This is a genomic window from Microbacterium sp. Z10_103 (assembly GCF_058310455.1).
Map to the genome: position 1 here is coordinate 2,598,600 of NZ_JBZEGK010000001.1, position 26,408 is coordinate 2,625,007.

At 69.2% G+C, this 26,408-nt stretch carries 28 protein-coding genes; 15 read left to right on the forward strand and 13 right to left on the reverse strand.

The features are described from left to right. Window positions 1-5 precede the first annotated feature (5 nt). On the forward strand, window positions 6-410 hold the full coding sequence (locus tag AC4FS2_RS12650) for a muconolactone Delta-isomerase family protein (protein WP_491177453.1): 405 nt from the start codon (window positions 6-8) through the stop codon (window positions 408-410). A gap of 17 nt (window positions 411-427) precedes the next feature. Here the strand turns inward: AC4FS2_RS12650 and AC4FS2_RS12655 are convergent, their stop codons facing one another. Both AC4FS2_RS12655 and AC4FS2_RS12660 read right to left on the reverse strand, forming a co-directional pair. Continuing rightward, entirely contained in the window at window positions 428-1,390 is a 963-nt protein-coding gene (locus tag AC4FS2_RS12655; protein WP_491177455.1) for a helix-turn-helix domain-containing protein, read from the reverse strand. A gap of 115 nt (window positions 1,391-1,505) precedes the next feature. Then, a complete protein-coding gene (locus AC4FS2_RS12660) occupies window positions 1,506-2,690 on the reverse strand; it encodes an MFS transporter (protein WP_491177457.1) in 1,185 nt (394 codons plus the stop codon). A gap of 199 nt (window positions 2,691-2,889) precedes the next feature. Here AC4FS2_RS12660 and AC4FS2_RS12665 point away from each other — a divergent pair, with 199 nt between their 5' ends. Both AC4FS2_RS12665 and AC4FS2_RS12670 read left to right on the forward strand, forming a co-directional pair. Next, window positions 2,890-3,285, forward strand: a complete 396-nt coding sequence (locus AC4FS2_RS12665) for an ester cyclase (RefSeq protein WP_484508081.1) — start codon at window positions 2,890-2,892, stop codon at window positions 3,283-3,285. A gap of 24 nt (window positions 3,286-3,309) precedes the next feature. Beyond that, complete coding sequence (locus AC4FS2_RS12670; protein ID WP_491177460.1) at window positions 3,310-3,999, forward strand: SDR family NAD(P)-dependent oxidoreductase; 690 nt, start codon at window positions 3,310-3,312, stop codon at window positions 3,997-3,999. Window positions 4,000-4,083: 84 nt separating this feature from the next. Here the strand turns inward: AC4FS2_RS12670 and AC4FS2_RS12675 are convergent, their stop codons facing one another. Both AC4FS2_RS12675 and AC4FS2_RS12680 read right to left on the reverse strand, forming a co-directional pair. Further along, complete coding sequence (locus tag AC4FS2_RS12675; protein WP_491177461.1) at window positions 4,084-4,791, reverse strand: DsbA family oxidoreductase; 708 nt, start codon at window positions 4,789-4,791, stop codon at window positions 4,084-4,086. Window positions 4,792-4,802: 11 nt separating this feature from the next. After that, window positions 4,803-5,495: an NADPH-dependent F420 reductase gene (locus AC4FS2_RS12680; protein WP_491177463.1), complete on the reverse strand. Its 693-nt coding sequence runs from the start codon at window positions 5,493-5,495 to the stop codon at window positions 4,803-4,805. Between the two features lie 274 nt (window positions 5,496-5,769). On the opposite strand from AC4FS2_RS12680, the gene AC4FS2_RS12685 reads away from it, so the two are divergent. The 9 genes from AC4FS2_RS12685 (at window position 5,770) to AC4FS2_RS12725 (ending at window position 17,495) form a co-directional block, all read left to right on the forward strand. Continuing rightward, window positions 5,770-7,092 carry a LysM peptidoglycan-binding domain-containing protein gene (locus tag AC4FS2_RS12685; protein ID WP_491177465.1) on the forward strand — a complete coding sequence of 441 codons (1,323 nt, stop codon included), beginning with the start codon at window positions 5,770-5,772 and terminating at the stop codon, window positions 7,090-7,092. 56 nt (window positions 7,093-7,148) lie between these two features. After that, entirely contained in the window at window positions 7,149-7,445 is a 297-nt protein-coding gene (locus AC4FS2_RS12690; protein WP_491156436.1) for a WXG100 family type VII secretion target, read from the forward strand. Window positions 7,446-7,514: 69 nt separating this feature from the next. Beyond that, window positions 7,515-11,894: an FtsK/SpoIIIE domain-containing protein gene (locus AC4FS2_RS12695; RefSeq protein WP_491177467.1), complete on the forward strand. Its 4,380-nt coding sequence runs from the start codon at window positions 7,515-7,517 to the stop codon at window positions 11,892-11,894. Window positions 11,895-11,923: 29 nt separating this feature from the next. Then, window positions 11,924-12,217: a hypothetical protein gene (locus AC4FS2_RS12700; RefSeq protein WP_491156431.1), complete on the forward strand. Its 294-nt coding sequence runs from the start codon at window positions 11,924-11,926 to the stop codon at window positions 12,215-12,217. Next, window positions 12,210-14,024 (forward strand): ADP-ribosyltransferase, encoded by a 1,815-nt coding sequence (locus AC4FS2_RS12705; protein WP_491177469.1) that lies wholly within the window; start codon window positions 12,210-12,212, stop codon window positions 14,022-14,024. Before AC4FS2_RS12700 ends, AC4FS2_RS12705 begins: the two co-directional genes overlap by 8 nt. Window position 14,025: 1 nt before the next feature. Beyond that, on the forward strand, window positions 14,026-14,865 hold the full coding sequence (locus AC4FS2_RS12710; RefSeq protein ID WP_491177471.1) for a hypothetical protein: 840 nt from the start codon (window positions 14,026-14,028) through the stop codon (window positions 14,863-14,865). Continuing rightward, on the forward strand, window positions 14,862-15,293 hold the full coding sequence (locus tag AC4FS2_RS12715) for a hypothetical protein (protein WP_491177473.1): 432 nt from the start codon (window positions 14,862-14,864) through the stop codon (window positions 15,291-15,293). Before AC4FS2_RS12710 ends, AC4FS2_RS12715 begins: the two co-directional genes overlap by 4 nt. Further along, the gene (locus tag AC4FS2_RS12720) at window positions 15,290-15,892 is read left to right on the forward strand and encodes a hypothetical protein (RefSeq protein WP_491177475.1); all 603 of its coding nucleotides are present in this window, start codon (window positions 15,290-15,292) and stop codon (window positions 15,890-15,892) included. Before AC4FS2_RS12715 ends, AC4FS2_RS12720 begins: the two co-directional genes overlap by 4 nt. 67 nt (window positions 15,893-15,959) lie before the next feature. Continuing rightward, window positions 15,960-17,495 carry a LuxR C-terminal-related transcriptional regulator gene (locus tag AC4FS2_RS12725; RefSeq protein WP_491177477.1) on the forward strand — a complete coding sequence of 512 codons (1,536 nt, stop codon included), beginning with the start codon at window positions 15,960-15,962 and terminating at the stop codon, window positions 17,493-17,495. 28 nt (window positions 17,496-17,523) lie between these two features. Here the strand turns inward: AC4FS2_RS12725 and AC4FS2_RS12730 are convergent, their stop codons facing one another. Then, entirely contained in the window at window positions 17,524-18,924 is a 1,401-nt protein-coding gene (locus AC4FS2_RS12730; RefSeq protein ID WP_491177479.1) for a serine hydrolase domain-containing protein, read from the reverse strand. A gap of 86 nt (window positions 18,925-19,010) precedes the next feature. Between AC4FS2_RS12730 and AC4FS2_RS12735 the strand changes: the two genes are divergently transcribed. Continuing rightward, window positions 19,011-19,625: a TetR family transcriptional regulator gene (locus tag AC4FS2_RS12735; RefSeq protein ID WP_491156392.1), complete on the forward strand. Its 615-nt coding sequence runs from the start codon at window positions 19,011-19,013 to the stop codon at window positions 19,623-19,625. Between the two features lie 38 nt (window positions 19,626-19,663). On the opposite strand, the gene AC4FS2_RS12740 is transcribed toward AC4FS2_RS12735, so the two are convergent. From AC4FS2_RS12740 to AC4FS2_RS12775, 8 genes are all read right to left on the reverse strand, one after another. Then, window positions 19,664-19,834 carry a hypothetical protein gene (locus AC4FS2_RS12740; protein WP_491156391.1) on the reverse strand — a complete coding sequence of 57 codons (171 nt, stop codon included), beginning with the start codon at window positions 19,832-19,834 and terminating at the stop codon, window positions 19,664-19,666. A gap of 140 nt (window positions 19,835-19,974) precedes the next feature. Then, window positions 19,975-20,397 (reverse strand): nitroreductase/quinone reductase family protein, encoded by a 423-nt coding sequence (locus AC4FS2_RS12745; RefSeq protein ID WP_491177481.1) that lies wholly within the window; start codon window positions 20,395-20,397, stop codon window positions 19,975-19,977. Between the two features lie 18 nt (window positions 20,398-20,415). After that, window positions 20,416-21,192 carry an SDR family NAD(P)-dependent oxidoreductase gene (locus tag AC4FS2_RS12750; protein ID WP_491156387.1) on the reverse strand — a complete coding sequence of 259 codons (777 nt, stop codon included), beginning with the start codon at window positions 21,190-21,192 and terminating at the stop codon, window positions 20,416-20,418. 28 nt (window positions 21,193-21,220) lie between these two features. Then, complete coding sequence (locus AC4FS2_RS12755; protein ID WP_491177483.1) at window positions 21,221-22,339, reverse strand: alkene reductase; 1,119 nt, start codon at window positions 22,337-22,339, stop codon at window positions 21,221-21,223. Between the two features lie 116 nt (window positions 22,340-22,455). Continuing rightward, a complete protein-coding gene (locus tag AC4FS2_RS12760; RefSeq protein ID WP_491177484.1) occupies window positions 22,456-22,599 on the reverse strand; it encodes a hypothetical protein in 144 nt (47 codons plus the stop codon). Between the two features lie 8 nt (window positions 22,600-22,607). Continuing rightward, window positions 22,608-23,291, reverse strand: a complete 684-nt coding sequence (locus AC4FS2_RS12765; protein ID WP_491177486.1) for an NADPH-dependent F420 reductase — start codon at window positions 23,289-23,291, stop codon at window positions 22,608-22,610. Window positions 23,292-23,305: 14 nt separating this feature from the next. Further along, window positions 23,306-24,391 carry an LLM class flavin-dependent oxidoreductase gene (locus AC4FS2_RS12770; protein ID WP_491177488.1) on the reverse strand — a complete coding sequence of 362 codons (1,086 nt, stop codon included), beginning with the start codon at window positions 24,389-24,391 and terminating at the stop codon, window positions 23,306-23,308. 22 nt (window positions 24,392-24,413) lie between these two features. Further along, window positions 24,414-25,526, reverse strand: a complete 1,113-nt coding sequence (locus AC4FS2_RS12775; RefSeq protein WP_491177490.1) for an LLM class flavin-dependent oxidoreductase — start codon at window positions 25,524-25,526, stop codon at window positions 24,414-24,416. A gap of 90 nt (window positions 25,527-25,616) precedes the next feature. Here AC4FS2_RS12775 and AC4FS2_RS12780 point away from each other — a divergent pair, with 90 nt between their 5' ends. Then, window positions 25,617-26,096 carry a MarR family winged helix-turn-helix transcriptional regulator gene (locus tag AC4FS2_RS12780; RefSeq protein ID WP_491177492.1) on the forward strand — a complete coding sequence of 160 codons (480 nt, stop codon included), beginning with the start codon at window positions 25,617-25,619 and terminating at the stop codon, window positions 26,094-26,096. Between the two features lie 124 nt (window positions 26,097-26,220). Beyond that, the gene (locus tag AC4FS2_RS12785) at window positions 26,221-26,406 is read left to right on the forward strand and encodes a hypothetical protein (RefSeq protein ID WP_491156376.1); all 186 of its coding nucleotides are present in this window, start codon (window positions 26,221-26,223) and stop codon (window positions 26,404-26,406) included. Window positions 26,407-26,408 lie beyond the last annotated feature (2 nt).

Below are 26,408 nucleotides of genomic sequence, written 5' to 3' on the forward strand. Positions count from 1 at the left end.
GCCGCGTGCGTGAGGTGACAGCCGGCAAGACGGGCGCGGAGAAGACCGTCTCCGCCGGGGCAGAGACGACCACGATGCAGGAATATCTCGTGTGCCTGGAAGTGGAGATCCCCGTGTGGGTCTCGCCGTCTGAGGTGCACCATCTCCGGCGACGTGATCGCGAGTCCCTCACCGCACTCGCGGCGCAAGGCTCCCTGCAGCGCGTGTGGGGTGTGCGGGGTCGCTCGGCAACGTGGGGGTTGTGGCACGCAAGAAACCCGGCGGAGCTGGATGCGATGTTGGCGACTCTGCCGCTGCGCTCCTTCACCGAGATCACTGTGCACGAGACGGACGCGCATCCCTCCGACCCTGGCGCCCCGAGAGGGTGTCCTCGCTCGCCGTCGGCGTTACAGTCCGCGACGGAGCGCTGAGCGCAAGCGCCCGTGCGTCAGCGCTGCGCTCCGGCCATGTCGTGCCGGTCGTCGCGCACCGACTCGTCCACGCGCGGCGCGACTGCGGCGAGCATCATGAGCTTCTCGGCATCGGCAGACTGGGCGTCTGGATGGAAGACCACCATCATCATCCCGTCAGCGCCGCCGATGCTCAGGCGCTCGCCGTTGAGGAAGAGCTCACCGACCTCCGGGTGCTGAATACGGAACAGCGCGCCGCTTTGCCCGCGCACCTCATGCCGCTCCCACAGCTGGCGGAAGCGAGGGCTCGCGGCGGAGAGCTCGGCGGCGAGATCCACGAAGCCGGGGTCGTCCAGGTCGCTTCCCATGGCGTGCCGCAGGCTGGCGACGAAGCACTCGGTGACCGTCTCCCACTCGGGGTAGAGGGCGCGCACGGCGGGATTGAGGAAAAGATCCCGCAGGCGGTTGGATCCGACGCTGAGGTCGGGAGACAGCGCCCGTGCCAGATCATTGGAGGCGACGACGGTGAAGTACCGGTCTTCGATCAGGGCGGGCTGGGCCATCGACTCGATGAGCTTCACCGCCCCGGCGGGTGGATCCTGTAGCGCCGGCCGGGGGCGCCGGGGAGCATCCGCCGCCAGGGAGAGCAGGTACGCGAGGTGCGCATCATCCAGGTGCAGGACGCGGGCAAGGGACTCCAGCACCTGCACGGAGGGACGGCGGTCACGTCCGCGCTCGAGGCGGAGATAGTAGTCGGCGCTGATACCGGCGAGCAGGGCGACTTCTTCGCGCCGCAGACCCGTGACGCGCCGACCGCCGGTGTCGTGTATGCCCGCCTGGGCGGGCGACACCAGTGCGCGCCGCGCGCGCAGGAAGGATCCGAGCGGGTTGGTGAGATCAGCGCTGGCCGCCGGGTCAGGGCGCCCGAGCGAGGGAGACGAGGATGCGACCGATATGCGCGAGGTGAGAGCGGACCCGGCGAATGGCTGCGTGTTTCCCATGACCAGCAACAACCCTCTCCGGCTCGGACCTATTCCGGCCGTCACTGAGCCGGCGGCAGACACCGAGGAGGTGGGCAACCGCTTCCGGGTGCTCACCTCCTCGGTCTGCGTGAGATCAGCCCCTGCGGATGCGCAGGCTGGTGATGAGCACAGCGCCCGCGAGGACGGCGACCGCACCCACGACGAACGGGCCGCTGGCCGCGACGTTATCCACGAGGAGTCCGCCGACGACCCCGCCGATGGCCACCGAGACGTTGGACGTCGTGACGATGAGACCGCCGACCTGCTCGAGGCGAGTCGGCTCCGCGCGCGCCCCCCAGGTCAGCATCGCGGTCGGTGTACCGCCGAACCCGATTCCCCACAGGACGGCGCCGATGAACAGCCCCACGGTCGATCCGCCCAGCAGCAGCGCCACCAGGAGTCCTCCGCCGACCAGGGCGGGGAACAACAGCACCGCCACCCGCAGAGCGCGATCCGCCAGCGGGCCGGCCAACGCCGCACCGATCAGGTTCGCGACACCGAAGGTGCCGAGCAGCAGCGCAAGACCGCCGGCATCGATTCCGGCGATGAACTCCGCGGCAGGACGGATGTAGGTGAACCCGCTGAAGTGGCCGCCGAAGATCAGGAGCATGGCGAAGAGCCCAGCCAGCATCGTGCCCGAACGCAGCACCTGGCCGAGAGCACGAATGCCGTGACTCTGAGCAGGTGCCACGGGCGGCAGGGTCACCAGCTGAGCGATGAGGGCGACGGCCGAGACAACCGCGGCGAGCACGAACGAGCCGCGCCATCCCCAGAACTCGCCCAGCCACGCCCCGAGCGGGACGGCGATGACGGTGGCGAGCGCGACACCGGTGTTGATGATCGTCAGCGCGCGGCCCAGGTGGTCGGCACTCACCAGGTGAGCGGCCACGGCCGTCGCCAGGGCCCAGAATCCACCGAACGCCACGCCGAGGAGAATCCTCGACAGCATCACGAGTTCGAAGTTGGGCGCGATGGCCACCAGAAGGTCGGAGACGATCGCGAGAGTCGTCAGCACGATCATCACGCGGCGGCGATCGGCGCGCGGCAGGATCGCCGGCAGCAACAGAGCCGTCAACGCTGCGGCGATGGCGGTCACCGTGACCATCTGCCCGGCGGCGCCCGTGGTGATTCCGAGGTCGTCGCTGATGCGGGGCAGCACGCTCGCCGGCAGGAACTCTGCCATGACGAACGAGAAGATTCCGACGCCGAGCGCGACGACGCCGCCCCAGGCTGGCTTGTGCGGTGTCGACCGCTCGGTCGACAAGTTTGCGGTGGTCAACTTCTTCTCCTGAGTGTGAATAGGGTGGCGCGGATTTCGGCCCGCGACCGCTCCAACGGCACCCTGACGAGTTCGATTCCGCCGGAGAGGGGCCCTGCCGGCCCCCTGGCTCCGGGGGGAACTGGCTGGGGGATGACAGCGCTCGTAGCGTGTTCTCTGCCCCACCCGGGCACGGAAAACAGAAGAAGAAGGAAGCAACATGTCTGACATCGAGACCATGCGTCGCTGGTACGAGCGCTACATCGCGGACCTCAACGCCCACAAGTTCGACGGCATGGATGAGTTCATCAACGACACCACGACGCTGAACGGCGTACCGGCGACCCGTGATGTGCTCCTCACCGTTCAGAAGGCCGACGTGGAGGCGGTTCCCGACCTCCATTGGGAACTGCACGAACTGCTGTTCGACGGTGACCGTCTCGCCGCGCGCCTCACCAACACGGGCACTCCCGTGACGGAGTGGCTCGGCGTCCCGGCGACGGGCAAGTCGTTCTCCATCACGGAGTACGCCATCTACGAGGTGCGTGACGGCCGTTTCATCCACATGACGGCGCTGCACGACGCCGGGACGATGAAGCGGCAGCTCGCGGCCTGACAGCCGGAACCGGCATCGACGACCATGACTGTCGCATTCATCACCGGAGGCGCACGCGGTATCGGTTTTGAAACCGCCAAGCAGCTTCTGAGCGTGGGCCACACCGTTTACATCGGAGATCGCGACATCGCGGCGGGGGAAAAGGCAGCGGCCGACATCGGTGCGCGGTTCGTCCCGCTCGATGTCACCGACGACGCATCGGTGAACGCCGCCCTCGCTACGATCTCGGCCGTCGAGCCGCGCCTGGACGTCTTGGTGAACAACGCCGGGATCCACGGCGACGGGGTCGTCGATGCCGCTACGGCCCTCCGGGTCTTCAACACCAACGCGGTGGGGTGGGTGCGCGTGACGGAGGCGGCTCTGCCGCTCCTGCGCGCGTCCGCCCACCCCACCGTCGTCACCGTGTCCAGCAGCGCGGGGTCGTTCTGGGCCGTCACCAACCCCGAGCGACCGGAGTACGCCGTCGCTTTGCCGTTGTACTCCGCATCCAAATCGGCCATCACGATGCTGACGGTGCAGTACGCGAAGGCCTATCCCGAGATCAAGTTCAACGCCGTGGAACCCGGCACGACCGCCACGGAGATGACGGCCGCCCTGCAGATCGACGGGAGACCGGCTGCCGAAAGCGCGCGCGTTGTCGTCCGACTGGCGACCCTCGCTCCCGACGGCCCCACAGGGACCTTGCAGGACGACCACGGCATCTTGCCCTGGTAGTCAGCGGACACGCGTGAACTGACGGAAACGCCCGGAAGAGAATCTCTTCCGGGCGTTTCCGCGTCGACTCACCGCGCGACGTGGTCAGACGGACGGGGAGCCGTGTCTCTCCGACCATGCCTGTTGCAGCGCATCCGCCATGAGCTGGGTGGGCTGCACGCCGGCCACCCCGTACCTGCCGTCGATCACGAAGAAGGGGACGCTCGTGATCCCGTAGGCTCCGGCAGCCGCTTCGTCGGCGTGGACAGCGTCCACGTACTCCCCCGCTTCGAGGGACCGGACGGCGTCTGCGCGATCCAGGCCGAGCTCGTCGGCGATCTGCCCGAGCGTCTCGACGTCCGAGACGTTGCGACCCTGCGAGAAGTAGGCCACGAACAGCGCCTCCTCGGCCTCCGGCTGCTTCCCGCGCGCCTTGGCGTAGTGGATCAGCTGGTGGGCGAGCGATGTGTTGGTGAGCAGGGCGGTGTCGAAGTTGATGTCGAGCCCGATGCTCCGGCCGCGCACGGTGACCCGCGCCAGAAGCGCGGTGGCCTCGCTCTCGCTCATCCCCTTGCTCTCGACGTTGAAGTCGAAGACCGACTGCGTCTGCCCGATCGGGAGGTCCGGCTGGAGCTCGAAGCTGTGGAACTCGACCTCGACCGCCCGGCCCTCGCCGAAGCCGGCGGCCTCGAACGAGCGAACAGCCTCCTCCAGACGACGCTTGCCGATGTAGCACCACGGGCACATCACGTCGGCCCAGACATCCACTTTTACCCGGCGATTGCCGCGCGATGCGGCGGTGAGTGAACTCACTTCTGTTCCTCTCAACGGACGATGCGTTGTGCGCGCTGCAGGTGGCGGATGAGGTCCTCGCGGCTCTGCCCATCCACGATGTGGCGCCACATCGGTGTGCCGGGGGCACTGCGCCAGGACTCGCTCAGCGGGCTGTTGTCGACGGCATCGAAACCGAGGTCGTCGTAGAAGCGCGTCAGGAGCTCGACGGCTTCCGGGTAATCGCTCGAGACGACCAGCGCCTTCCGGTCCGGGGCGCCGGCAGGCCGGGCCAGCCGCACGATGGCAGGCAGCGCGTCGCTGGGTACGCGGATCTGGAAACGCTCGTGGAACTGGATGTGACTGAACGCCTTGACGACCATCGATCGAGGCAGCTGCTCCTGACGCAACTCATGGATCGTCTTCAGGCCCGAGTCCACCTCTGGGTAGTTGCCGTCGCGCCAGACCATGTAGTTGTTGTTGTCGATGACGACCTTCCCGGCGAGTTCCTCGACCGGAAGGATGGCATTTGGCGTGTACGGGAAGGCCAGGAACGCGAAGTCCCCAGCGGCGGCGGCTTCTGCCGCGGTGGCGGCACGCGCCTGGGGGCCGAGCTCGGCGACGAGACCTCTCAGGGTCTGGGGTCCGCGCGAGTTGGCGATGACGACGTCATAGCCCGCCCTGATGGCGACGCGGGCGAGCGTGCTTCCCGCCTGGCCCGCCCCGAGGATGCCGATGGTGGTCACGAGTGTTCTCCTTGAAGGGTCGTCGGGGTCGTTGTGGTCTGCCCTCAGACGAAAGTAGAGCCTGCGGGCCCGGAGAGCTTCGGGGAGAGGGGGCCCTGTTGCACCCCGGGACCGCGGGGGCAGGACGGCATATGCCTCCGCGGGCACGTCCGGCATCCGTACCCGTTACGTAGTTGCACGGATGAGAGCGACCGTCCTCGCGAGAGTGAATGGATGGGTGCTTCCCCCGGCCTCTCCTTCCTCAGTCCTGCGCGCCCGAACGGCGCCGAACCGCGTGCGCGCCGTCGCAGCGACAGCGGGCGTCATCCTCGCCCTCTCGCTCGCGTCCACCCCGGCCCCTGCCCTCGGGGTGACCCCCGTCGGGGTCGTCGCAGCCGCGGGGGCGACCGACGAGGTGCCGTTCTACGTCGTCCAGACCGCCTTCAACGGTGAGCCGGAGTTCCTCTTCGAAATCGCGCAGCGCTTCCTCGGCGACGGCGAGCGCTTCCGCGAGATCTTCGCCCTCAACGAGGGCCGCGTACAACCCGACGGGCTGGCCATGACCGATCCCGCGGTGGTGAAACCCGGATGGATCCTGCAGCTGCCCACCGACGCGCGCGGAGAGGAACTGGAGTTCGCCCCGTCCATCTCCGAATTTCAGCCCGCGCGGCCGGTGGCCGGCGCGTCACCCTCGGCCAGCGCCCCCGCCGGCGACGGGACGGCGGTCGACGAGTCGACGCCCGACGACGGACAGCCCGAGGCCACCGGTGTTCCCGCATTCGCCGTCATCGCCGGGGCGGGCGCGATCGCGGCGATCGTGCTGGCGGGCCTGAGCATCATCGTGATCCGCCGGATGCGACGGCGCGGGGCCTCCGCGACGCGGGCGACGAGACTCCCCGCCGACCGGTCGTCGTCGTGGATCGTCGACAGCGCGCTGAAGATCCTCCTCGCCGCGTGCGCTCGCGAGAACGTGCGCTTCCCCGGCTTGTACCTGGTGACCGTCGACGATGACGCCGTTCACCTCCTCCTGACGGCCCCGGCTACCCCCGCACCCATCGGGTGGACGGCCTCGGCCGACGGGCGCACCTGGACGGCGACGCACGCGCATCTGCAGGCCCAGCCTGTCCCGGCCGGCGCCGACAGGTCCTTCTCCCGGCTGGTCGGGCTCGGCATGAGTGCGTCCGGCGCCATCCTCCTGGATTTCTCCCGCGCCAACGGTCCGATCAGCATCGACGGCCCGGCAGAGGCGGTGGACGAGGTGGTCGAGGCGTGGATCGCGGAACTCACGACGAGCCCCTGGTCCGACCCGGACCAGCGCGTGGTGCGAGCGGGCGGGCGAGAGGAGAGCGGGCAGCGGAGCCTGGACGCCGTTCTCGAGCGCCTGGAGCAGGAGGGCACCGGGATCATCGTGCTCGAATCCCCTCCCTCCCGCGCGCAGGGTGAGGTTCTTCGCACGCTCTTCGGGTCGAGCGATTTCTCCTGGGTCGTCCTCGTCAAGGGCGGCTTCGGCGCCGCGCCGTGGCGCTTCACGGCGCGTGGCGGTGTGCTCACCAGCGGGTTCCTGCCCGACGTCCGGTACACCGCGCCGCGTGCCACGCCCGAGCCGGCGCACTCCTGATCCTCCCCTCCCCCTGAATGCCGGCGCGCCCGGCCCTGGAAGAAAGAAGGCACATCATGGCCAATCTCAGCGTCACCTACGACGACATGAAGGATGCAGCGACCCGGCTGAAGGCGGGCGAGCAAGAGATCAACGCACGCCTGGCCCAGCTCCGGAGCCTCGTAGACAGCCTGGTCTCCGGCGGGTACGTCACCGACAAGTCGTCGGTGGCCTTTGATCGGGGCTATGCCGAGTTCACGGACGGCGCCAAGAAGACGATCTCGGGTCTCGACGGCATGAGTACCTATCTGACCAAGGCCGCCGAGCTGCTGCAGCAGACCGACAGCGACCTCGCCAACGCACTGCAGAAGTAACCTTCGCCAACCGCGGTTCCGCGTCCGCACGGACGCGGAACCGCGGTGCGTTCACCGGAGCATCCCCCCATGCGCATCATCACCACCCTTCGCGACCTCGATCGGAGGAGCCGCGACTTCCTGGTGGAAGCCGAAGGCGACGCATCCGTCGGCGATGTTCTACGCCGCATGGGAGCCGACAGCGCCGCGGCGGCGGCCGGCGACGAATACGTCATCATCGACGGCCGCGCGGTGGACCCGTCGCTCTCCCTCCGGGACGCCGGGATGCGGCAGGGCGCGGTGATGTCCGTCGCCCGCTCCTCCGCGAGCACGGCCTCGAGTACCGGCGCGGGTCTCGTCGACATCGGGCTCGCCGGCGGACCCGGCAGCGGGCGGGTCGTCCGCCTCGGCCCGGGACGGCACGCCATCGGCGGGTCGGCGACGCGCGGCCCCTCCCTGCCCGGCCTACCCGACGCCGCTCTGATCGTCGAGGTGGACGTCCGCATGCGGGTGCGGGTACGCGCCGCCGCTGTGGGCGTGGCGGCTGCGCTGGACGCACGCGCTCTGGGTGACGAATTCGTCGACTGGCCATCGGGCACCGACATCCGCATCGGCGACCGGCTCGTGCAGTACCGGCCGGCAACGCTCACCGACGCGGTGCTCGAACCGTCCGACGACGGTTCGGTCCAGGAGTTCCACCGCCCGCCGCGCGTGCGGTTCGCCGAGCCCGAGTCGACGTTCACGATCCCGGCGGCCCCGGCCCCTCAGGCGCGCAGCTCCTGGCCCTGGGTCGCCGCCTTCCTGCCGCTACTCGGAGCCGTTGTCACCGCGGTCGCGTTCGGGTCGGCCATGTTCCTCCTCATCGCCGTGCTGAGCCCGGTCATCGCCTTCGCCAACGCGTTCGTCAGCCGGCGGCAAGGGCGCCGCACGCACGCCGAACGCACCACTGAACACGCGACGCTCGTGGCGCAGATCGAGTCCGACATCGACGAACGCCGCACCCAAGAGCGCGCCGCACTCCTGGAAACCGCGCCCAGTGCCGCCGATCTGTGGCCCATCGCAACCGGCCCGGCCGCGCAGCTGTGGGCCCGACGACCCGGCGATGACGACCACCTGCTGCTGCGGCTGGGCACCGCCGACATCCCCAGCCGGGTGGTCGTCGAGGACATGCGCGAACCGCTCGAGCACCGCCGACGGCGGCCGGCGACGCTGCACGATGTGCCCGCGACCCTGCCGCTCGCGGTGTCGGGCGTCGTCGGACTCGCCGGATCGGTCGCGGGGGTTCGATCCACCGCGGGATGGATCATCGCCCAACTGGCCGTCCTGCAGAGCCCCCGAGACCTGCAGCTGTACGTCCTGACCACCGGGGACCGAGCATCGGATTGGGGCTGGACCACGTGGCTTCCGCACGCCGTGCCGGCCCTCGGCCAGGACGCGCGCGCTCTCCTCGGCAACGACGCCGACACGATCGGCCGACGCGTGGCCGAGCTCGCACAGCTGGTCGCCTCCCGCCGGGCCCAGGCGGCCGCCTCCTTCGGCAAACCGGCGCGCTTCACGCCGGACGTGCTCGTGGTCTGGGACGGCGCCCGCCGACTGCGCAGCTACCCCGGTGTCGCCGGGGTGTTGCGCGATGGTCCCGGCGTCGGCGTCTACAGCGTCTGCGTGGACGAGGACGAACGCTCCCTCCCCGAAGAATGCACCGCCGTCGTCGCGATCGGATCCGACTCTCGCGCGGTCATCCGGCGGTCGTCGTTCCAGACGGTGCGCGAAGTACGCCTGGACGGAATCGACCCCGACTGGTTCGAGGATGTGGCGCGCGCACTCGCGCCCCTGCGCGATCCCGGCGACGAGGATGACGCCATCCCGGACTCCGCACGGCTCACCGAGGTGATGGGGCTGGAGCCCGTGGCGGCACCCGATCTCCTGCGCCGCTGGTCAGGTGGTGCCCGCAGCACCCGCGCCGTCGTCGGCGTCTCGCTGGACGGCGCGTTCTCGCTCGACCTCTCCAGTGACGGCCCGCACGGGCTCGTCGCCGGCACGACCGGCTCCGGCAAGTCGGAACTGCTGCAGACGCTCGTGGCGAGCCTCGCGGCGGCGAACCGTCCCGATGGCATCAACTTCGTGCTGGTGGATTACAAGGGCGGCGCCGCCTTCAAGGACGCGATCCGGCTCCCCCACACCGTGGGCATGGTCACCGATCTCGACGCCCACCTGGTGGAGCGCGCTCTCACCTCCCTGGGAGCGGAGCTGACCCGGCGCGAGCATCTGCTCGCTCGCGTCGGCGCCAAAGACATCGAGGACTACGTCGCCGACGCTCACACCGACCCGGACCGCCCGCCGATGCCCCGTCTGGTCATCGTCATCGACGAGTTCGCGTCGATGGCCCGCGAGCTGCCCGACTTCGTCAGCGGTCTGGTGAACATCGCACAACGGGGGCGCTCCCTCGGTATCCACCTCATCCTGGCCACGCAGCGCCCCTCGGGAGTGGTGTCGGCCGAGATCCGCGCGAACACCAACCTGCGCATCTCGCTGCGCGTGACCGACGCCGCCGACAGCACGGACGTCATCGACGCGCCGGACGCGGCCCGCATTCCGGCGTCCGTCCCCGGGCGCGCGTACGTGCGTCTGGGGCATTCCTCCCTCATCCCGTTCCAGACCGCGCGGGTGGGCGGGCGTAGCCGGGGGGCCGCCTCCGCACGCCAGGCGGCGCCCTTCGTCGCGGAGGTGGGGTGGGACACCGCGGGCTATCCCCTGCCGGCGCCACCGCGTACGCCGTCCGCCGACGGCGAAAGCACCGACCTCTCCCGACTCGTGGATGCGGCGCGGGACGCCGCCGACCAACTCGCGCTCCCCCCGAACCATTCGCCGTGGCTTCCGGCGCTCCCCACCTCTGTTCTGCGCGCCGACCTGCCCGTCGACGCCGTCGCCGCAGGGAGCGCTCGGCTGCCCGTCGTGGCCTGGGCCCTGGCGGATGTACCCGCGGAACAGGCGCAGCGGCCCGTGACCGTCGACTTCGCCGACTTCGGCCACCTGTTTCTCGCCGGGTCCGCGCGCAGCGGCCGGTCCCAGGCGCTGCGCTCGATCGCGGGAGGCATCGCCGCGCGGATCTCCAGCGCCGACGTGCACCTGTTCGGCGTCGACATGGGAAACGGCGCCCTCCTCCCCCTCAGCCGCCTGCCGCACACCGGCGCCGTTGTGCAACGGTCCGAGCGGGAGCGCATCACGCGCCTGTTCGACAGGCTGCAGGCCGAGCTCACCCGCCGCCAGGAGCTGCTGGGGCGGCTCGGCGTCGCCGACGTCGGTGAGCAGAGGGCACAGGCCGAGCTGCCCGATCGCCTCCCGCATCTCGTGCTGCTCGTCGACCGGTGGGAGAGCTTCGTGAGCACCTTCGGCGACGCCGACGCCGGGGCTCTCGTGGAGACGGTGCTCGGGTTCCTGCGCGAAGGCGCCGGCGCCGGCCTGCATGTGGTCCTCGCCGGTGACCGCTCGCTGCTGTCGGGTCGCATCAGCGTGCTGACGGAGGACAAGTGGATGCTGCGCCTGGCTGACCGCACGGACTACAGTCTGGGCGGGGTCAGTCCTCGTGTCATTCCGGAGTCCATGCCGGAAGGCCGGATGATCCGGGCGGGCTCCGGCCGTGAGGCGCACGTCGCGCTGCTCGCGGCCGACGTGAGCGCGACGGCGCAGGCGGTGGCGCTCACCGAGATCGCCATGGCGGCACGCGCCCGCGACCGGGACGTGCCGCGCACCTCACAGCCGTTGCGGATCGATCTGCTACCCAGTTCCCTCACCTGGGAGGAGGCGACCTCGTATCCGCGCTCGGGCACGGGGCACACGGCGCTGTGGGCGATGGTGGGCGTCGGTGGAGACGATCTCGCCGCCGTCGGCCCCGACCTGGGAGGTGGCGCACCGACCTTCCTGGTCGCAGGACCTCCGCGCTCGGGGCGCAGCAACGTCTTGGCGGTGATGACGCGTTCCCTGCTGGACGGCGGCTCCGATGTCGTCCTGCTGACTCCCCGCCGCTCCCCGCTTCCGGCGATGTTCGCGCACATGCCCGGCGTGCGCCGGATCTTCGAGCACGCCGACGTCGCAGAGGCCGAGCTCGCCCAGGCCCTCGCCCCCGGCGAGCGCCCGGTCGTCCTCATCGTCGACGATGGCGAGGACACCCGCGACATGCCGGCCAAAGACTTCCTGCGCACGTGGATCCGCGAAGCCGCCGGCGGGGACCGCGGCGTCATCCTCGGCGGCAGCGCGGCGGAGGTCGGCAGTGGCTTCACCGGCTGGCAGGTCGACATTCGCAACAACCAGCGTGGGGCGCTGCTGAGCCCACGGACCGTCCTCGACGGAGACCTACTGGGCGTGCGCCTCCCCCGCTCCCTCACCACGGCACCGATCGCTGCCGGTCGCGCCGTGGTGCACCTGGGGGGCGGGACCCTCCAGACCGTGCAGATCCCCCGGCTTCTGGACTGAACATCTCCGACTCGTAGAAAGGCACCACGATGGCCAATCTCATCGTCGATGACACCCTCGACGACACCAACCGCGACCTCAAGTCGATCCGCGACGAGTTCACGAACGCCGCCCGCAATGCCGACGACAAGGCAGCGATCTGGGGGCAGCGCGACGTGAGCCGCGCCATGGACGAGTTCGCCGACAACTGGCGTGTGCACCGGGACAAGATCCTGGAGCGGCTCGGGAAATTCAGCGACCGCGTCGAGGAGGCGTGCAACACCTGGAGCGAGGCCGACAAGCAACTCGCCGAGAGCATCGAGACGGAGGTGGCCCATGGCTGAGCGTCCAGGACCGTGGGACCTGCTCGGGCTGGATGGCGACCCGGTGGTCGCGGATGTCGTCGCGATCGATGAGCGTGTCTCGCACTTCCGCTCCCTCGCGGAGGCCATGCGGGTGCAGGGCGATCGTCTCTCGCGGATCGCATCCGGCGAGTCGCTCCGCGGCGCATACGCCGACGAGTTACGCGGCTCCGCCGAGCAGGTGTCGAAAGACCTGACCCAGGTGGTCGGTCGGTACGAAGCGGTCGTCGGGGCCCTGACGCAGTTCCGCCCGGAGGTGGATGCCGCTCTCACCGGCTCCAGCGCAGCGCTGGACGACGCCATCGACGCGAGCGGCGCCGCGCGCGAGGCGGAGTCGCTCCCCGAAGCCCTGCCGCAACCCGGCGCCGAGCTCACACCGGAGCAGACGCAGGCGAACACCGATCGGACAGCCGCGGTGGATGCTGCGGCGTCGCGCGTGGCGGCGGCGAAGGCGAAACTGAACGATGCGTTGGCCCGATTCGACGAGGCCGGCGCCGCGGCTGCCCGAATCATACGCTCCGGCTTCGGTGACGGTTTGACCGACAGCTGGGTCGATCGCCTCGTCGCCGCCTTCAAGAAGTTCTTGAAGATCTTCATCCAGGTGCTGACCTACATCGGGATGGCACTGGCCGTGCTGGCGCTGATCATCCCCGGGGTGGGCCCGCTCCTCCTGGCCGGAGCGATCATCGGCGCCGTCGCACTCGTCGCCGAGGTGGCGCTGATGGCCCTGGGAGAAGGCTCGTGGGTCGACCTCGGAATCGCCATCGCCGGAGTGCTCACCCTCGGAGCGGCGAAGCTGTTCGGCCCGTCCCTGAAGTCCGGCTTCCGCGCGACGATGGCTTCTCTGCGTAGCCGTCCGGGGGTGCGACCCCCGACACCCACGCCCCGGCCCGCCACCCCTGACCCGACACCCACGCCCCGGCCCGCCACCCCTGACCCGACACCCACGCCCCCGCCCGCCACCCCTGACCCGACACCCACGCCCCGGCCCGCCACCCCCGACGCGACACCCACCCCGCGCCCCGCCACGCCTGACCCGACACCCACGCCGCGCCCCGCCACCCCCGACGCGACACCCACCCCGCGGCCCGCCACCCCCGACGCGACACCCACCCCGCGGCCCGCGACACCCAGCCCGACCCCAGCGCCTCTCCCCCAGAGCGCGGGACGATGGCGTCCGAAGATGCGGGACAAGCCCACGGAAGAGCTTCCGCCCGACCTGGACGAGTTGGATCCCGACGAGATCCTCAGCCCCGAGGCCGCCGCGATGCACAAGTACCTGGGCGGCGGAGCGACCCCGATGAATCGGTATCTGCGGGGACTTGACGGTCCGCCCAATCCCGCCCGAGATGGAGAGGCGGCACTCGTGTCGGCGGAGTTGCGCAAGCTTCCTCCCCTCGACGAAGCCGTGACCTACCGTGGCGTGAATGTCGACCTCGCGAGCAGGCTGAAACCGGGAGAGACCTTCGTGGACCCCGGGTTCGTCTCGACGTCGCTCTCACGAGGTGAAGCCGAGTCGTTCGTCGTGACCGGCGGTGAGCTTAACGGCAGGAACATGAGTGGGGTCGGGACCGTATTCCAGTTCGAGAGCCGAGGAACCGGGCGCGATGTCAAACCGCTGACGACCGCGGGCGAGCACGAAGTGCTTTTCGACAGGGGCACGCCGTTCGAAGTGGTCGACGTGCGGAACGGACCCCCAGTGCCTGACGGGCGCGGCGGCGAGATCAACATCCAGGAGGTCATCCTTCGAACGCCCGATGGTGTTGCCGGCGGAGCGGGCGGGAGCTGACATGGACCAGGACGACACGATCCTCCGTGCCGCGGGACTGCTGATCGGGCTGGCTCTCGCTGACGAGTGGTCGGCGACGACCGAGATCGCCCTGTGCGTGGCGGACGCGGCCGCGACGGGTCTGCCTCTGGACGACCCACGGGCGATCCACCTCCTCCGGCGCAACCTCCGGGATCGCCGTGCGACGGCGCCGGGTGGCGAACTCGGCGACGCGGTCTCGGCGGACGCTCTGCTCGCGGCGTGCGCCATCGTGGCCCTCGCCCACCATCGCGACACGCGAGACGAGCAGGAAAGTGCGCTGCGCGCGGTGCTGGCCGTCCTGGGCAGCCCGCTCTCTGCCGAACCGGAGCACCTCCTATGGACGGAGACCGTGGCAGCGCTCATGAACGCCGAATCGTTCGATGCCGCCCGCCGCCTGCGTGAGGAGTTCACATTGACGTCACTACGCGCGGTCGCGGACGCGGTGCAGACCGCAAGCGCGCCCCCCGCTGCGAGTCCGCAAGACGTCACGGAGGCGGCTCTCGACCCCCTCTCGTCCGCCATGAGGATCGCGCCGGGTGCGACAGGAGCGCTCGTCGGTGCGCTGTTCGGAATCGGCGCTCTCCCCGGAGCCCGCGTCGCGCGCCTGTCGGGCTGGCCGGATGCCGACGGGGCCGCACTCGTGCAGATCGCCCGCGACGTCGCCGCGCGACGCGAACGCGGGCTCCCGGGGGTAGCGCTCCCCGTCGGCGCGCCGCCCGCGGAGCCCGACGAGGGCACGCTCGATCCCACCGGCGACGGGAGCCGCTGGCGCGCTGTGCGCGTCGCCTTGACCGCACTCGCCACGGAGGGAGCACCATGAGCACGCACGGGGCCATCGAGAGGGTGCGGGTGCACCGCGTTCCGGCGACGTGGCGCACCGGTGAGCGCGAGGGGGAATTCGTCGCCACGGCCCTTCCCCGTGGAGAGCAGACTGCCTTCGTCACCGCGCGCCCGCCCGAAAGCGCCAATCCCGACTATCTGCTCGAACGGTACGGCGCTCGAACGCCGGGGCCGCTCGGTCGCCCGGTAGTGCAGACCCTGCCCGACCTGCTGGCTGACGGGGTGTCGATCGTCTCCTTCCCCGCCGGACGAGACGGCGCCCTGCACGCCCGTATCGATCTCGTCCGTCGCGCCTGGAATCTCGATATCGCCGTCTCGGCTCGTGACGTGCACATCGAGAACGCGGACGCGCTGTACTCCGACATGTTGGACCTCCTGTGGGAAGTCCGCCCGGAAGGAACCCCATGACCGCATACGACATCGTCCAGATCCCCGGGTGGGAGAACCTGCCGCTGCAGGCCGCCGACGCGGCCGAGTTGGATCGACGACTCGACGAACTCGCCCACGATGCGGTGCCCGACGACGTGCCGCGCGACTCGGCGACGCCGTTCCGGGGCGAGCTGCGCAAACATCTCGGCCGGCTCGTCGACCGTGCACGATCGGCCGGCGCGGGGATGCTGTGCCTGCCGACCCAGCGGATGGGCGACCTCGCCATGCCCGCCTCCTACACGGTCTCGGAGTGGCGCGACCCGGAGGCGGGAACCGTCACACCCGACGAGGTGATCGCGTCGCTGACAGCCGACAGCGGCGCCGCCGTCGCGAGGGTGGACGTCGACGGACAGCCGGCGCTGCGCGAGGAGGACATCGAGCGCCCCGAGCCGGAGGCAGACGTCCTCGCCACCCACGCGGGGCGGCGCGTCACGTACACGATCGCTGCCCCCGACACCGTGGGCGCATGGCTCGTGTTCTCGTTCGTCACCATCGGCGACGGACACGCCGACGGCGCTCTCGCCGACGTCTTGGTGGAGTTGTTCGACGCCCACATGGGCACGTTGCGCTGGGGGTGACGAGGCCTTTCCACAGGGTGACGTATTCCCGAGCCGGTCCCCTCTGGCGCTCCTAGACTTGAAGGCGATGTGCCCGGACGGACGCAGCGAGGATCTCGCCGCGATGATCTCCCGGGCGGAGCACTACCTCCGGGCATCCCAGCACGCCGAAGCCGCAGCCCTCATCCAGCGCAGCCGCCCCGCGCAGCTCCCGGCGGCACTTCTTGACCGCGCTCTGCCGACGCTGCTCATGGCGGTGAGCGTGGATGCCGGCGAGTTCGAGGCACGTCGCGTTTTCGATGCGATCGCCGAGGCGACCGAGAACGACGCCGCGCGCGGCATCCTGGACACCTACCGCGCCGAGGCCGCCCTCGACCCGGAGCAGCGCGCCACGCTCGCGCGAGCGGCGCTGGGCCGGCTCGATGACGACGCTCCGGTGTCACGGCACCGCGCGCTGGCGGCGCTGTTGATGGCCGAACTCGATCTGGGCCGTGGGCTCGACGAGACACTCCTGGACCGCATGGCGGCTCAGGAGTCACATCTGGAGCTGACCGCGCTCGTGGACAGCGCGCTCGCACACCGCGGCTTCTTCTCCTACCAGGTAGGAAAGCTCGATGAGTCGCGTACGGCGCTGCGCGCCCTGGTGCGCAGCGCTCACGACGATGGTCAGCCGTTCATCGAGCGGGTCTTCCGCACCCACCTCGCCACCGTCGACATCTACGCGGGCCGACTCGACACCGCCCGCCGTGCGCTCGACGATGCGGCACGTGCGGATGCGGGCGCCGCATCGATGTTTCCCGCCGAGGCCCGGGCCCGCGGGCTGCTCGCCATCCGCACCGGCGACGAGGAGACGCTGCAGGCGGTACTGCTGGAGCCCACCCTGCAAGGTTCGGAAGCAGCCGGTGAGTTCTCGCGTGCGGCGCTCACCGGGCTCGCCGCCGCTGTCCGCGAAGACTGGCGCGAGGCGTACGTGCAGCTCGCCCGTGCCAGGGAGATGGCCGAAGGACTCGGCCTGCACGAGCCCGGCAGACGTTTGTGGATCGACTTCGATCTGGCTCGCGCGGCGGTCGAGTGCGGCCTCAGCGACGAGGCGGTCAAGATCGCCGACCGACTCGACGAGATCGCCGAGAACGGGCGTCCGCTCCTCACGGGCCTCGTGCAACACATACGCGGGTTGGTCGAATCGTCGGTGGCGCGCCTGGAGGGAGCGGTGGCGGTCCTTGCCGGTGCGGGCTTCCCCGACCAGCACGCGCTGACACTCCTCGCACTGGGGCGCGCCTATACCGCGGCCGGTCAAGCAGGCCCGGCCCGCCGGGCACTGGACCGTGCGGACTTGATCGTGCGACGCACCGGAGACATCGCCATCGGGAGGCTGGTGGCAGCCGCCCTCTCCGCAGTCTCGTCCGAGGGTCGGCTCGCGATGCTGACGACCCGCGAACGGGAGGTCGCGCAGGCCGCCGCCGCAGGGGCGTCCTCCCGCCAGATCGCTTCATCGTCGTTCACCAGCATCCGCACCGTGGAATCGCAGCTGTCGTCGGTCTACCGGAAGCTCGGCGTGCATTCGCGCACTCAGCTGGCCGCGCTCCTGGCCGACGGAATGCGCAGCGATCGCGCCGGCACGTGACAACGGTAACCAGTAGAACCTCGGTGCCTTAGCCCTCCGCGTTCGCGCGTCGGTGCGCACGTCCTCCGAAATGCAGGTAGCTGGGGAGGCCGTTCTCCTCGGCGGGGTTGAAGAAGACCGCCAGGAGGGCGGCGTCAGCGATGGGGAGCTCGAGGAGGAAGGAATCCTCCCGGGTAACGGGCACCAACGGCAACTCGATCATCGGGGGCCAGCCCTGCTCTTGCGCCACTCCGTGAGACGGCGTCACCGTAGCCCGCAGACGACCCTCCTCGTCCGCTGAGATCTCGAAGGTCAGTCCCTCCCGCTCGTAGCGGCCGGTGTATCGGTCGGGCTCGGTCACTCGCTGGTCGTCGAGGGCTGCGGGGTCAGGTCGCGGACCTACTCCGAGCCGCCGCCCGAACAACCAGTCGGCGAGCTCGCGGTACATGCCCAGCGCACTGTCGACGTTGGTCTGCAGGCAGAACCCGAAGCGCTGCTCGGGGGCGACGCGCATGAAGGCGTTCTGCCCGATGGAGTTCCCGTCGTGGCCGATGACCGTGACATCCCCCCAGCGGTCCAGGATCCAGCCGAGACCCCACCCCTGTCCGAGCACCGAATCGTCCACCAGCTCGACCTGCTGCTCGAGCATGCTCTCTGCCAGCGCCGCGTCCAGCAACCGAGTGCCGTCGGGGGCGACACCGCCGTCGAGGTGCAGTCGCGCGAACGCGAGCACGTCACCCGCCGAGGCCACGAGGGCGGAACCCATCGGCCCGAAGGCGCGCCAGAGCCCCCACGTCGGGCTGACCACCAGCGTCGAGGGATCGTCCTGGTCGGGCACGTGCCCTACCGAAGTGGGGTGGACGATCGCCTCGTCGGCGAAGGACACCGTGTGCTGCAGCCCGAGCGGCGTGAAGATCCGGTCGCGCAGCGCCTGCTCGAATGTCGTTCCCATGAGGACTTCGACGATCCGCCCGAGGATGGAGTAGCCGCTGTTGCTGTAGCTCCAGATGGCACCGGGGGCGGCGATCTGGGGCAGGGCGGCACACCCGGCAACGTAGGCGGCGAGCGCGTCGTTGCCGCGGCCCGTGTCGGTGAAGTGGTCGCCGTCGAAGCCGCTGGTATGGGTGAGCAGATCGCGTGGGGTCACGGTGTCGCGAGCATGCCGGTCGGCCACCTCGAAGTCGGGGAGGTACGCACGGATGGGGGTGTCGAGGTCCAGCGCACCCTCCTCGACCAGCATCATGATCAGCGTCGCGGTGTAGAGCTTGCCGATCGAGCCGGGCAGGAACAGCGAGTCCGGGGTCGTGGGCAGGCCCGTTCGCAGACTCAGCACACCGGCCGCCACCTCTGTGACGGAGTCCCCGTCCAACACGGCCAGCTGCGCGCCTGGGACGCGGTGTTTAGCGATCAGTTCGGCGAGCTTCTGCTCCAGCTCCTGGGATGTGAACATCCGCGTCTCCCTCTCTCATAACCTACAGTGTAGGTGCATCATACCTACAGTGTAGGTATGCGTGTCAAGAGCGTTATGCTCATCCGGTGGCAGCACTGACGCGGGAGCGAATCGTGGACTGCGCGGTCGCCATGGCCGATCGTGACGGCTTGGACGCTGTGACCCTGCGGCGAATAGCCGGGGAATTAGGCGTCCACGTCACCTCGCTCTATAACCACGTCGAGACGCGCGACGCGATCACCGACGGCATCGTCGATTCTCTGCTCGATCAAGCGCACCTCCCCACGACGACGGTGGACTGGGAAGAGTGGGTCCGCACCTTTTTCGCCGCGATGAGCGCGCTGGCCACGCGGCACCCCGGAGCGTTCGCCGCCCTCTCACGCCGCCCCGTGCAAGGCGCCCGCGCGGCGGCCTCGTTCGAAGTAGCCATGGCCGCGTTCGCCGCGGCGGGACTTTCACCCGGCGATGCCTACAGCGCCGTCAAGGCGGCCGTGTTCCCCGCGTTGATGGTGGGCGCTGAGCGCAGCTTGCTTGCCCGAGGCGAGCTGCCGGAGACGGTCATGGAGGATCTGCCGCCGGAGAGGTTTCCGCAGTTCCACGCGCTGGAGGGCTACGACCCCGCCCTGGCGTGGTCGTTCAGCCTCGAGACCCTCGTCTCCGGGCTGCGAGCGCAGATCGCGGAGAGCTCCGCCCCCGGTTAGACCCGCCCGGCCACCCGGTCTCCGCCGGGAGGGTGACGTCAGTCGGGCTGCTCGCTGTGGTCTCGAGTATCGGGCTCGGACCGCAGGACATCGGCGATCCCTTCCTCCGGCCGAGGCGGGATGCTCTCGTCGACCTCGAGCTCTGGGATGGTCGGCTCATCGGAGGCCGGAATGCGCTCATGTGAGGACTGCTCGCTGTGGGAAGACATGCAAAGCCTTTCGATTGGCAACATCCACAGCGTATGACGGCGAGCGAGGCGGATCCTCCTGCACCGGATGCGGCGGCCGGCGGCACGTGCGGCAGCCCCGGCATACACCGGGGCTGCCGCACGTCGCTCGCCTCGCGCGATCACACGGAGGGCGATCGGGGAACGAACCGGATCACCGGCAGGAGCCGCCCGGCGTGTGCCTGATACTGGCCGAAGGAGGGCGCCATCCGAACGAAGCGGGCGAACGCCCGCTCGCGCTCAGTGCCGCTGAGCTCCTCGGCGATCACCGGCACCTCGCGGATGCCGCCCGCCTCGGCGACCTCGATGACGGTGCGGGGATGCGCGCGCAGGTTCGCGACCCACGCGGGGTCCTTCGGAGCGCCCATCGCGGAGCCGACCACCATCCACGAGCCGTTCTCCCGGATCGACATGGCCGGGTTGATCCGGGCGAGACCGGTGCGCACACCCCGATGATGGACGAGAACCAGCTGATCGCCCCACCCTCCCACGACGCCGTTGCTCCGCCGGAACTGCGTGATGACCCGGTCATTGAATTCGGTCATGTCGTCGTCTCCTTCGTGTCAGTTCATGAACATGCCGCCGTCGACGTTCAGCGTCTGCCCCGTGACGAAGTCCGCGTCCGGTGAGGCAAGGAAGAACATCGGACCGACGAGGTCTTCGGCGTGCTGGTCGCGCTTGAGGGCTCGCCCCTTGCGCTGACTCTCGATGAGCTCCTGCGGGAAGTTCTCGAGAACAGGCCCGGTGAGGGTGAGACCCGGGGTGAGGAGGTTGACGGTGATGCCGTCCTCGCCGACCTCGCGGGCGAGACTCCGCGTGAATCCGATGAGTCCTGTCTTGGCGGACACATAGTGCACCTGGCCGGCGACGCCCGGGAACATCGATGCCGAGCCGACGTTGACGATGCGTCCCCATCCGCGGCCCTGCATCAACGGCAGAAGCGCGTGGGTGACGAGGAAGTAGCCCGTGAGGTTCACGTCGATGACGGTGCGCCAGCGGTCGGGGGTGGTGTCGGCGAAGGTGTCGAACGGGAAGAAGCCGGCGACGTTGAGGAGGACGTCGACCCGGCCGAACCCGCGGGCGACCTCGGCCAGAGCTTCGACCTGGGCTTGGTCGGCGATCTCGGCCGCGAGGGTCACGAGGCGTTCGGAGTCGAGGTCCTCGCTCAGCTTCTGAAGCGCGTCTTCGGAGATGTCGGTGGCGATGACGGTGTCGCCGTTGGCCAGGAAGCGGGATACGAGCTTCGCACCCATTCCCCCGGCGGCGCCGGTGATGACGACGACGCGACCGGTGCTGCGGTCAGCGGCAAGAGGAGCGGGGGCGGAAGTGGTGGTGGACATGGAACGGTTGCCTTTCTGGGAGGAGATGTCAGTTGCCGGCCGCGGTATCGGCCAAGCGGGGGTAGTCGGTGTAGCCGGCACTGTTGCCGCCGTAGGCCTTGCTGAGGTCGGGAAGGGCGAGTGCCGCGCCGGCGGCGAGCCGCTCTACCAGGTCGGGGTTGGCGATGAACAGGCGTGCGAACGACACCAGGTCGGCTGTGCCATTGGCGACCAGTTCCAGACGCTCCCGATGGGTGAGCGGGTCGGCTGCGGCGGAGTTGAGGATGAGCACGCCATCCCAGAGCTCGCGCACCGTGGGGGTGAAGCTCGGGTCGCCGGACTCGACGAGGTGCAGGTACGCCAGGTTCAGGGTTCCCAGGCTCGCGATCAGCACCGGGTACACGTCCCGGTAGTCGGTCTCGACCGTGTCGCCGAGGCCGTTGTGGGGGGAGATGCGGATGCCGGTGCGGTCGGAGCCGATCGCCTCGGAGACCGCGCGGGCGACCTCGACGGTCAGCCGGATGCGGTTCTCGATGCTGCCACCCCAGCGGTCGGTGCGCTCATTGGCGTTGGGGGCCAGGAACTGGTGCAGAAGGTATCCGTTGGCACCGTGGATCTCGACGGCGTCGAAGCCCGCATCGATGGCGTTGCGGGCGGCGTCGACGAAGTCGGCGATCGTGGCCTGGATGTCGTCCTCGGTCATGGCCACCGGCACGACGTAGTCCTTCATCCCGGCGGGGGTGAAGATCTGGCCGGCGGCTTTCACGGCAGAGGGGCCGACGGGGAGCAGACCCTCGTTGCCGACAGCATCCGTGGTGGCCGGATGTCCAATGCGCCCGGTGTGCATGAGCTGGGCGGCGATGACACCGCCTTCGGCGTGGACGCGGTCGGTCACGGCGCGCCACGACGCGACCTGCTCGGCCGTGTGGAGCCCGGGGGTGTCAGGGTATCCCTGCCCGACGGCGCTGGGCTGGATGCCCTCGGTGATGATGAGTCCGGCGCCGGCGCGCTGGGCGTAGTACTCAGCCATGTCGTCGCTCGCCGTCGTGCCGAAGGCGCGACTGCGAGTCATGGGTGCCATCACGATGCGGTTGCGCAGGTGAAGGCGTCCGACCGAGACCGGCTCGAAGGCGGAAACGGTGCGCGTGCGGGAATCTGGGGTGGTCATTGCTGTCCTTTCGCGACCCATGGTGGATCGTTACTTGTTCGAACAACGACTTAGCTCATTCCATTCCTTGTTCGAGCAACTTTCTTTGACGCCCGAATTCCACCCGGAGGCCGTCCTCAGGGGACGGGCATCATGAGCCCCGGCTTCCGCACGTCTTCCAGTGCATGCGACCAGGCGATGAGCTGGTCGAACAGGGTGTTCAGCAGGTCGACTTGGAAGGCGCGGGGTGTGAAGGGGCGGAAGTTCTCGAACTCGGTCATGAGCGGGATCAGGCCGCGGCCGGCCTGGGTGAGCCCGCGGCAGCCGAGGCATCGATGAGTTCGCGGAGGTCATCTGCCGGGACGTTGGCACCGAACGTCGGGTTGCCGGGCTGCAAGAGAACGCCTGCAGCGAGGGGACCGGCGATGACAGGGTCGAACCCGAGCGCGTCGATGAACTCTGCGGTACGCGCGAGGTCGACTTCCCGGTCGCCGGCGAGTGCGATCGCCTTCCGGCCCGAAGCGTCAGCCGGGCGCGCTTCTTCCTCAAGGTCGTGGTAACCCATATGGTTCAGCGCCTTCACGACGCGCGACCCCGAGAGGAAGTCCTGGACGACCTCGCTCGTCGAGGTGCGCGGATCGTTCAGGTCGTCGCGAATGCCGTCGGTTTCCCACCAGTAGTTCATGGCGTCCACAACGAGCTTGCCGTGGAGCTGCGCCGCCGGAACAGCCCGGAACTTCCCGAGAGGCAGCGCAAGCACAACGATGTCGGCCTCGCGGGCGGCGACTTCCGCACCGACGGCAGTCGCGCCGGGCGCGAGCACATCGATGGTGAGAGCGATCCGCTCGGGGTCTCCAGAGCCCGCGATCAACACCCGGTAACCCGCGGCGACGGCAAGGCGGGCGAGCACCGTGCCGACCTTGCCCGCCCCGAGAATCCCCACCGTGACGTCTTCGCTGAAGTTGCTGTCCATGTCATTCCTCTCGCTCATCGCCGGAACGCCGCGCCGGTCAGGGTGGGCCGTGTCGGCGTCTCGGCGAGCATCTCGCGGACCATCGGAATCACTTGCGTGCCATACAGCTCGACAGCGCGGAGGCGTGCGCTCGCGGACAGGGCGCCGCCGGCGGTGTAGATCAGGTCGAATCGGCCGACGTCCAGCGTGCGGATGGCATCGGCCATCCTTCGGGCGACGGTCTCCGGCGAGCCCACGTACAGCGACCCTTGCGCGACGTCGGCTTCGAACTCCGACCGCCGCAGGGGTGGCCACCCGCGCAACGCCCCGATACGGTCGCGGATCACCTTGTACCCGGGGTAGAAGATCTCCTTGGCCTCAGCATCCGTCGCCGCGATGAAACCGGGGGAATGCATGCCCACCGGATGGGCAGTCGTGCCCAGCTGCTCGGTTGCACGGCGATACAGATCTACATAGGGCGCGAAGCGGCCGGGGGCGCCTCCGATGATGGCGAGCATGAGCCGGAACCCGTACTGCGCGGTCCGGACGACAGACTGCGGCGTTCCGCCGACGCCGACCCAGGTGCGCAACCGCCCCGAATCGGTTTTCGGGAAGACGTCCGCCTCGTGAAGGGGCGCACGCGTCGTGCCTTCCCACGTGACCGGCTTCTCATCGAGCAAGGCGTGGAACAGATCGATCTTCTCGTCGAAGAGCAGCTCGTAGTCGGCGAGGTCATACCCGAACAGCGGAAACGATTCGGTGAAAGAACCGCGGCCGAGGATGACTTCGGCGCGCCCGTTCGAGAGCGCGTCGACCGTGGCGAAGCGCTGGAATACCCGCACCGGGTCGTCGGAGGACAGCACGGTGACGCCGGAGCCGAGACGGATGCGGTCCGTCGCAGTCGCGATGCCGGCCAGCACGGTCTCCGGGGAGGAGATGGCGAACTCGGGGCGGTGGTGCTCTCCGATGGCGATCGCGTCGATCCCCAGCTGGTCGGCCAGGACCGCCTCCGCCACGGTGGCACGGATCGCCGCTGCGTAGGAGACGACCGCGCCTTGGTCGTCGCGTGGCAGGTCTCCGAATGTATCGACGCCGAACTCGAGGTCGGTGTAGTCGCTCATGATCGCTTTCCTTTCGTGAATGTCAGGCATGGGCGGCTTTACCGCCCTTGATGATTTCGGCCGCGGCACGCCCGGTGAGGCGCCAGTTGCCGGGATCCTCGTGGAGCAGCTCGCGCACCCGAGGGACGACACGTTCGCCGAACAGACGGATGCTGTGCTCACGCGCTTCCCGCGGCATATGCAGCACGTCGTACTTCAGGTCGAAGCGCGACAGGTGGTTGGTACGCACGATGCCCGCGATCTTCTGCGCCACCGTCTCGGGCGATCCGACATACAGCGCTCCACGACCGACCTCCGTCTCGTACCTCTCGGCGGTAGGGGGGTAGAAGCCTCGCTCCTCACTGAGCGCAGCCACGACCGGCTGCCAGTACGTCCAGTGCGTGTTCTTCGCCTCCTCGTCACTGTCGGCAATGAAACCGAGGGAGTGCTGACCGATCGGGAGTTCCGGGCGCCCGAACTGGGCGAGCGCACGCAGGTACAGCTCGGCGTGCCCGGCAAAGCGCTCCGGACGTCCACCGATGATCGCCATCATGAGGGGAAGGCCGTGGCGGGCCGCACGAATGACGGAGTCGGGGCTTCCGCCGATCCCGATCCACGTAGGGATTCCTCCCTGGGGCATTCGAGGATGCAGACGCACGTTCTCCAGCGGAGCGCGGTACTCACCGGTCCACGACACGCGGTCCTCACGCATCAGCCGCAGGAACAGGTCGAGCTTCTCCTCGAAGATCTGCTCGTACTCGGCGATGTCGTATCCGAACAGGGGGAACGACTCGATCGCCGATGCGCGGCCGAGCACCAGCTGTGCGCGGCCCCCCGACAGGCCGTCGACCGTCGCGAACTGCTGGTACAGCCGCACCGGGTCCTGCGTCGACAAGACGGTCACGGAGGTACTGAGACCCAGGATCGAGGTCCCCTGCGCGATCGCCGCCAGGATCACCGGAGTGGCCGAGTCGACCATGCCCTCCCGGTAGTGCTCACCGATGCTGAACACGTCGAGCCCGACGGACTCTGCGCGCTGCGCCTCTTCCACGAGCAGACGCAGCGTCTCAGCATCCGACATCACCCGTCCCCCATCGGTGGCGATGTCTCCGAACGAGTTCAGTCCGAACTCGACGTCCCCGATCTGCATTGCCATGGTCAACGCCTTTCTCGTCACCGGCGGCCCGGATTGACGTGTCAATGAGAGAACATGGGTATTGACATGTCTATTCCCAGAGGAGAAGAGATGGCGCAACACCGGAAGACGCCGTCGCGCGAGCAGTTGCGCATCTGGCGGGACTACATCGAGACCTCGGAGGTGCTTCGCACGCGCCTGGGGAGTCGCCTGCAGAACGAGACCTCGCTGTCGGCCGGCGACTACGGTGTGCTCCTCGCCCTGAGCGAGGCGCCGCAGCAGACTGTGCGGTCGTCCGAGCTGGCGGAGCTCGTCGGATGGGAACGCAGTCGGCTGTCGCACCACCTGGGCAGGATGGAGAAACGTCACCTGATCCGAAGGATCCCCTGCGCCGACGACGTGCACGGGGTGGACGTGACAGCCACCGAACTCGGCCGCGAGAGGTTCCGGAGAGGGTCCGTCCCACATCTGCGCGCCGTGCACGAGCTGTTCGTCGAGGCGCTGACCCCCGAGCAATTCGCCCATCTCGACGACATCTCCGGCGCGCTACGCCGGCACCTCGGCTTGGACGCTGCGGCCGCGGAGGAGTGAAGAGCCCGCACGAGGATCCCCACCCTCGGCGGCACATTACTGATGCGGCCGACACCCGGAGCTGGCAGTGTTCATCGTGTAAACCCTCCCCGTCCCGCACGACGCCCACCCTAAGGAGCACACGATGTCGACTTTCCGTGAACAGTCCGCGCTTGCAGACGCTCGAAAGTACGCCAGTGCTGCAAGCTTCGACATCCAGCAACTCCCGAACGACCTCGAGCAGCAGCAAGCGCTTCGCAACCTGCTCAGTGCGATCGAGTCGTTGATCACGGCCGTCGACGAATTGGCCGAACCCGACGACGAGGAATAGAC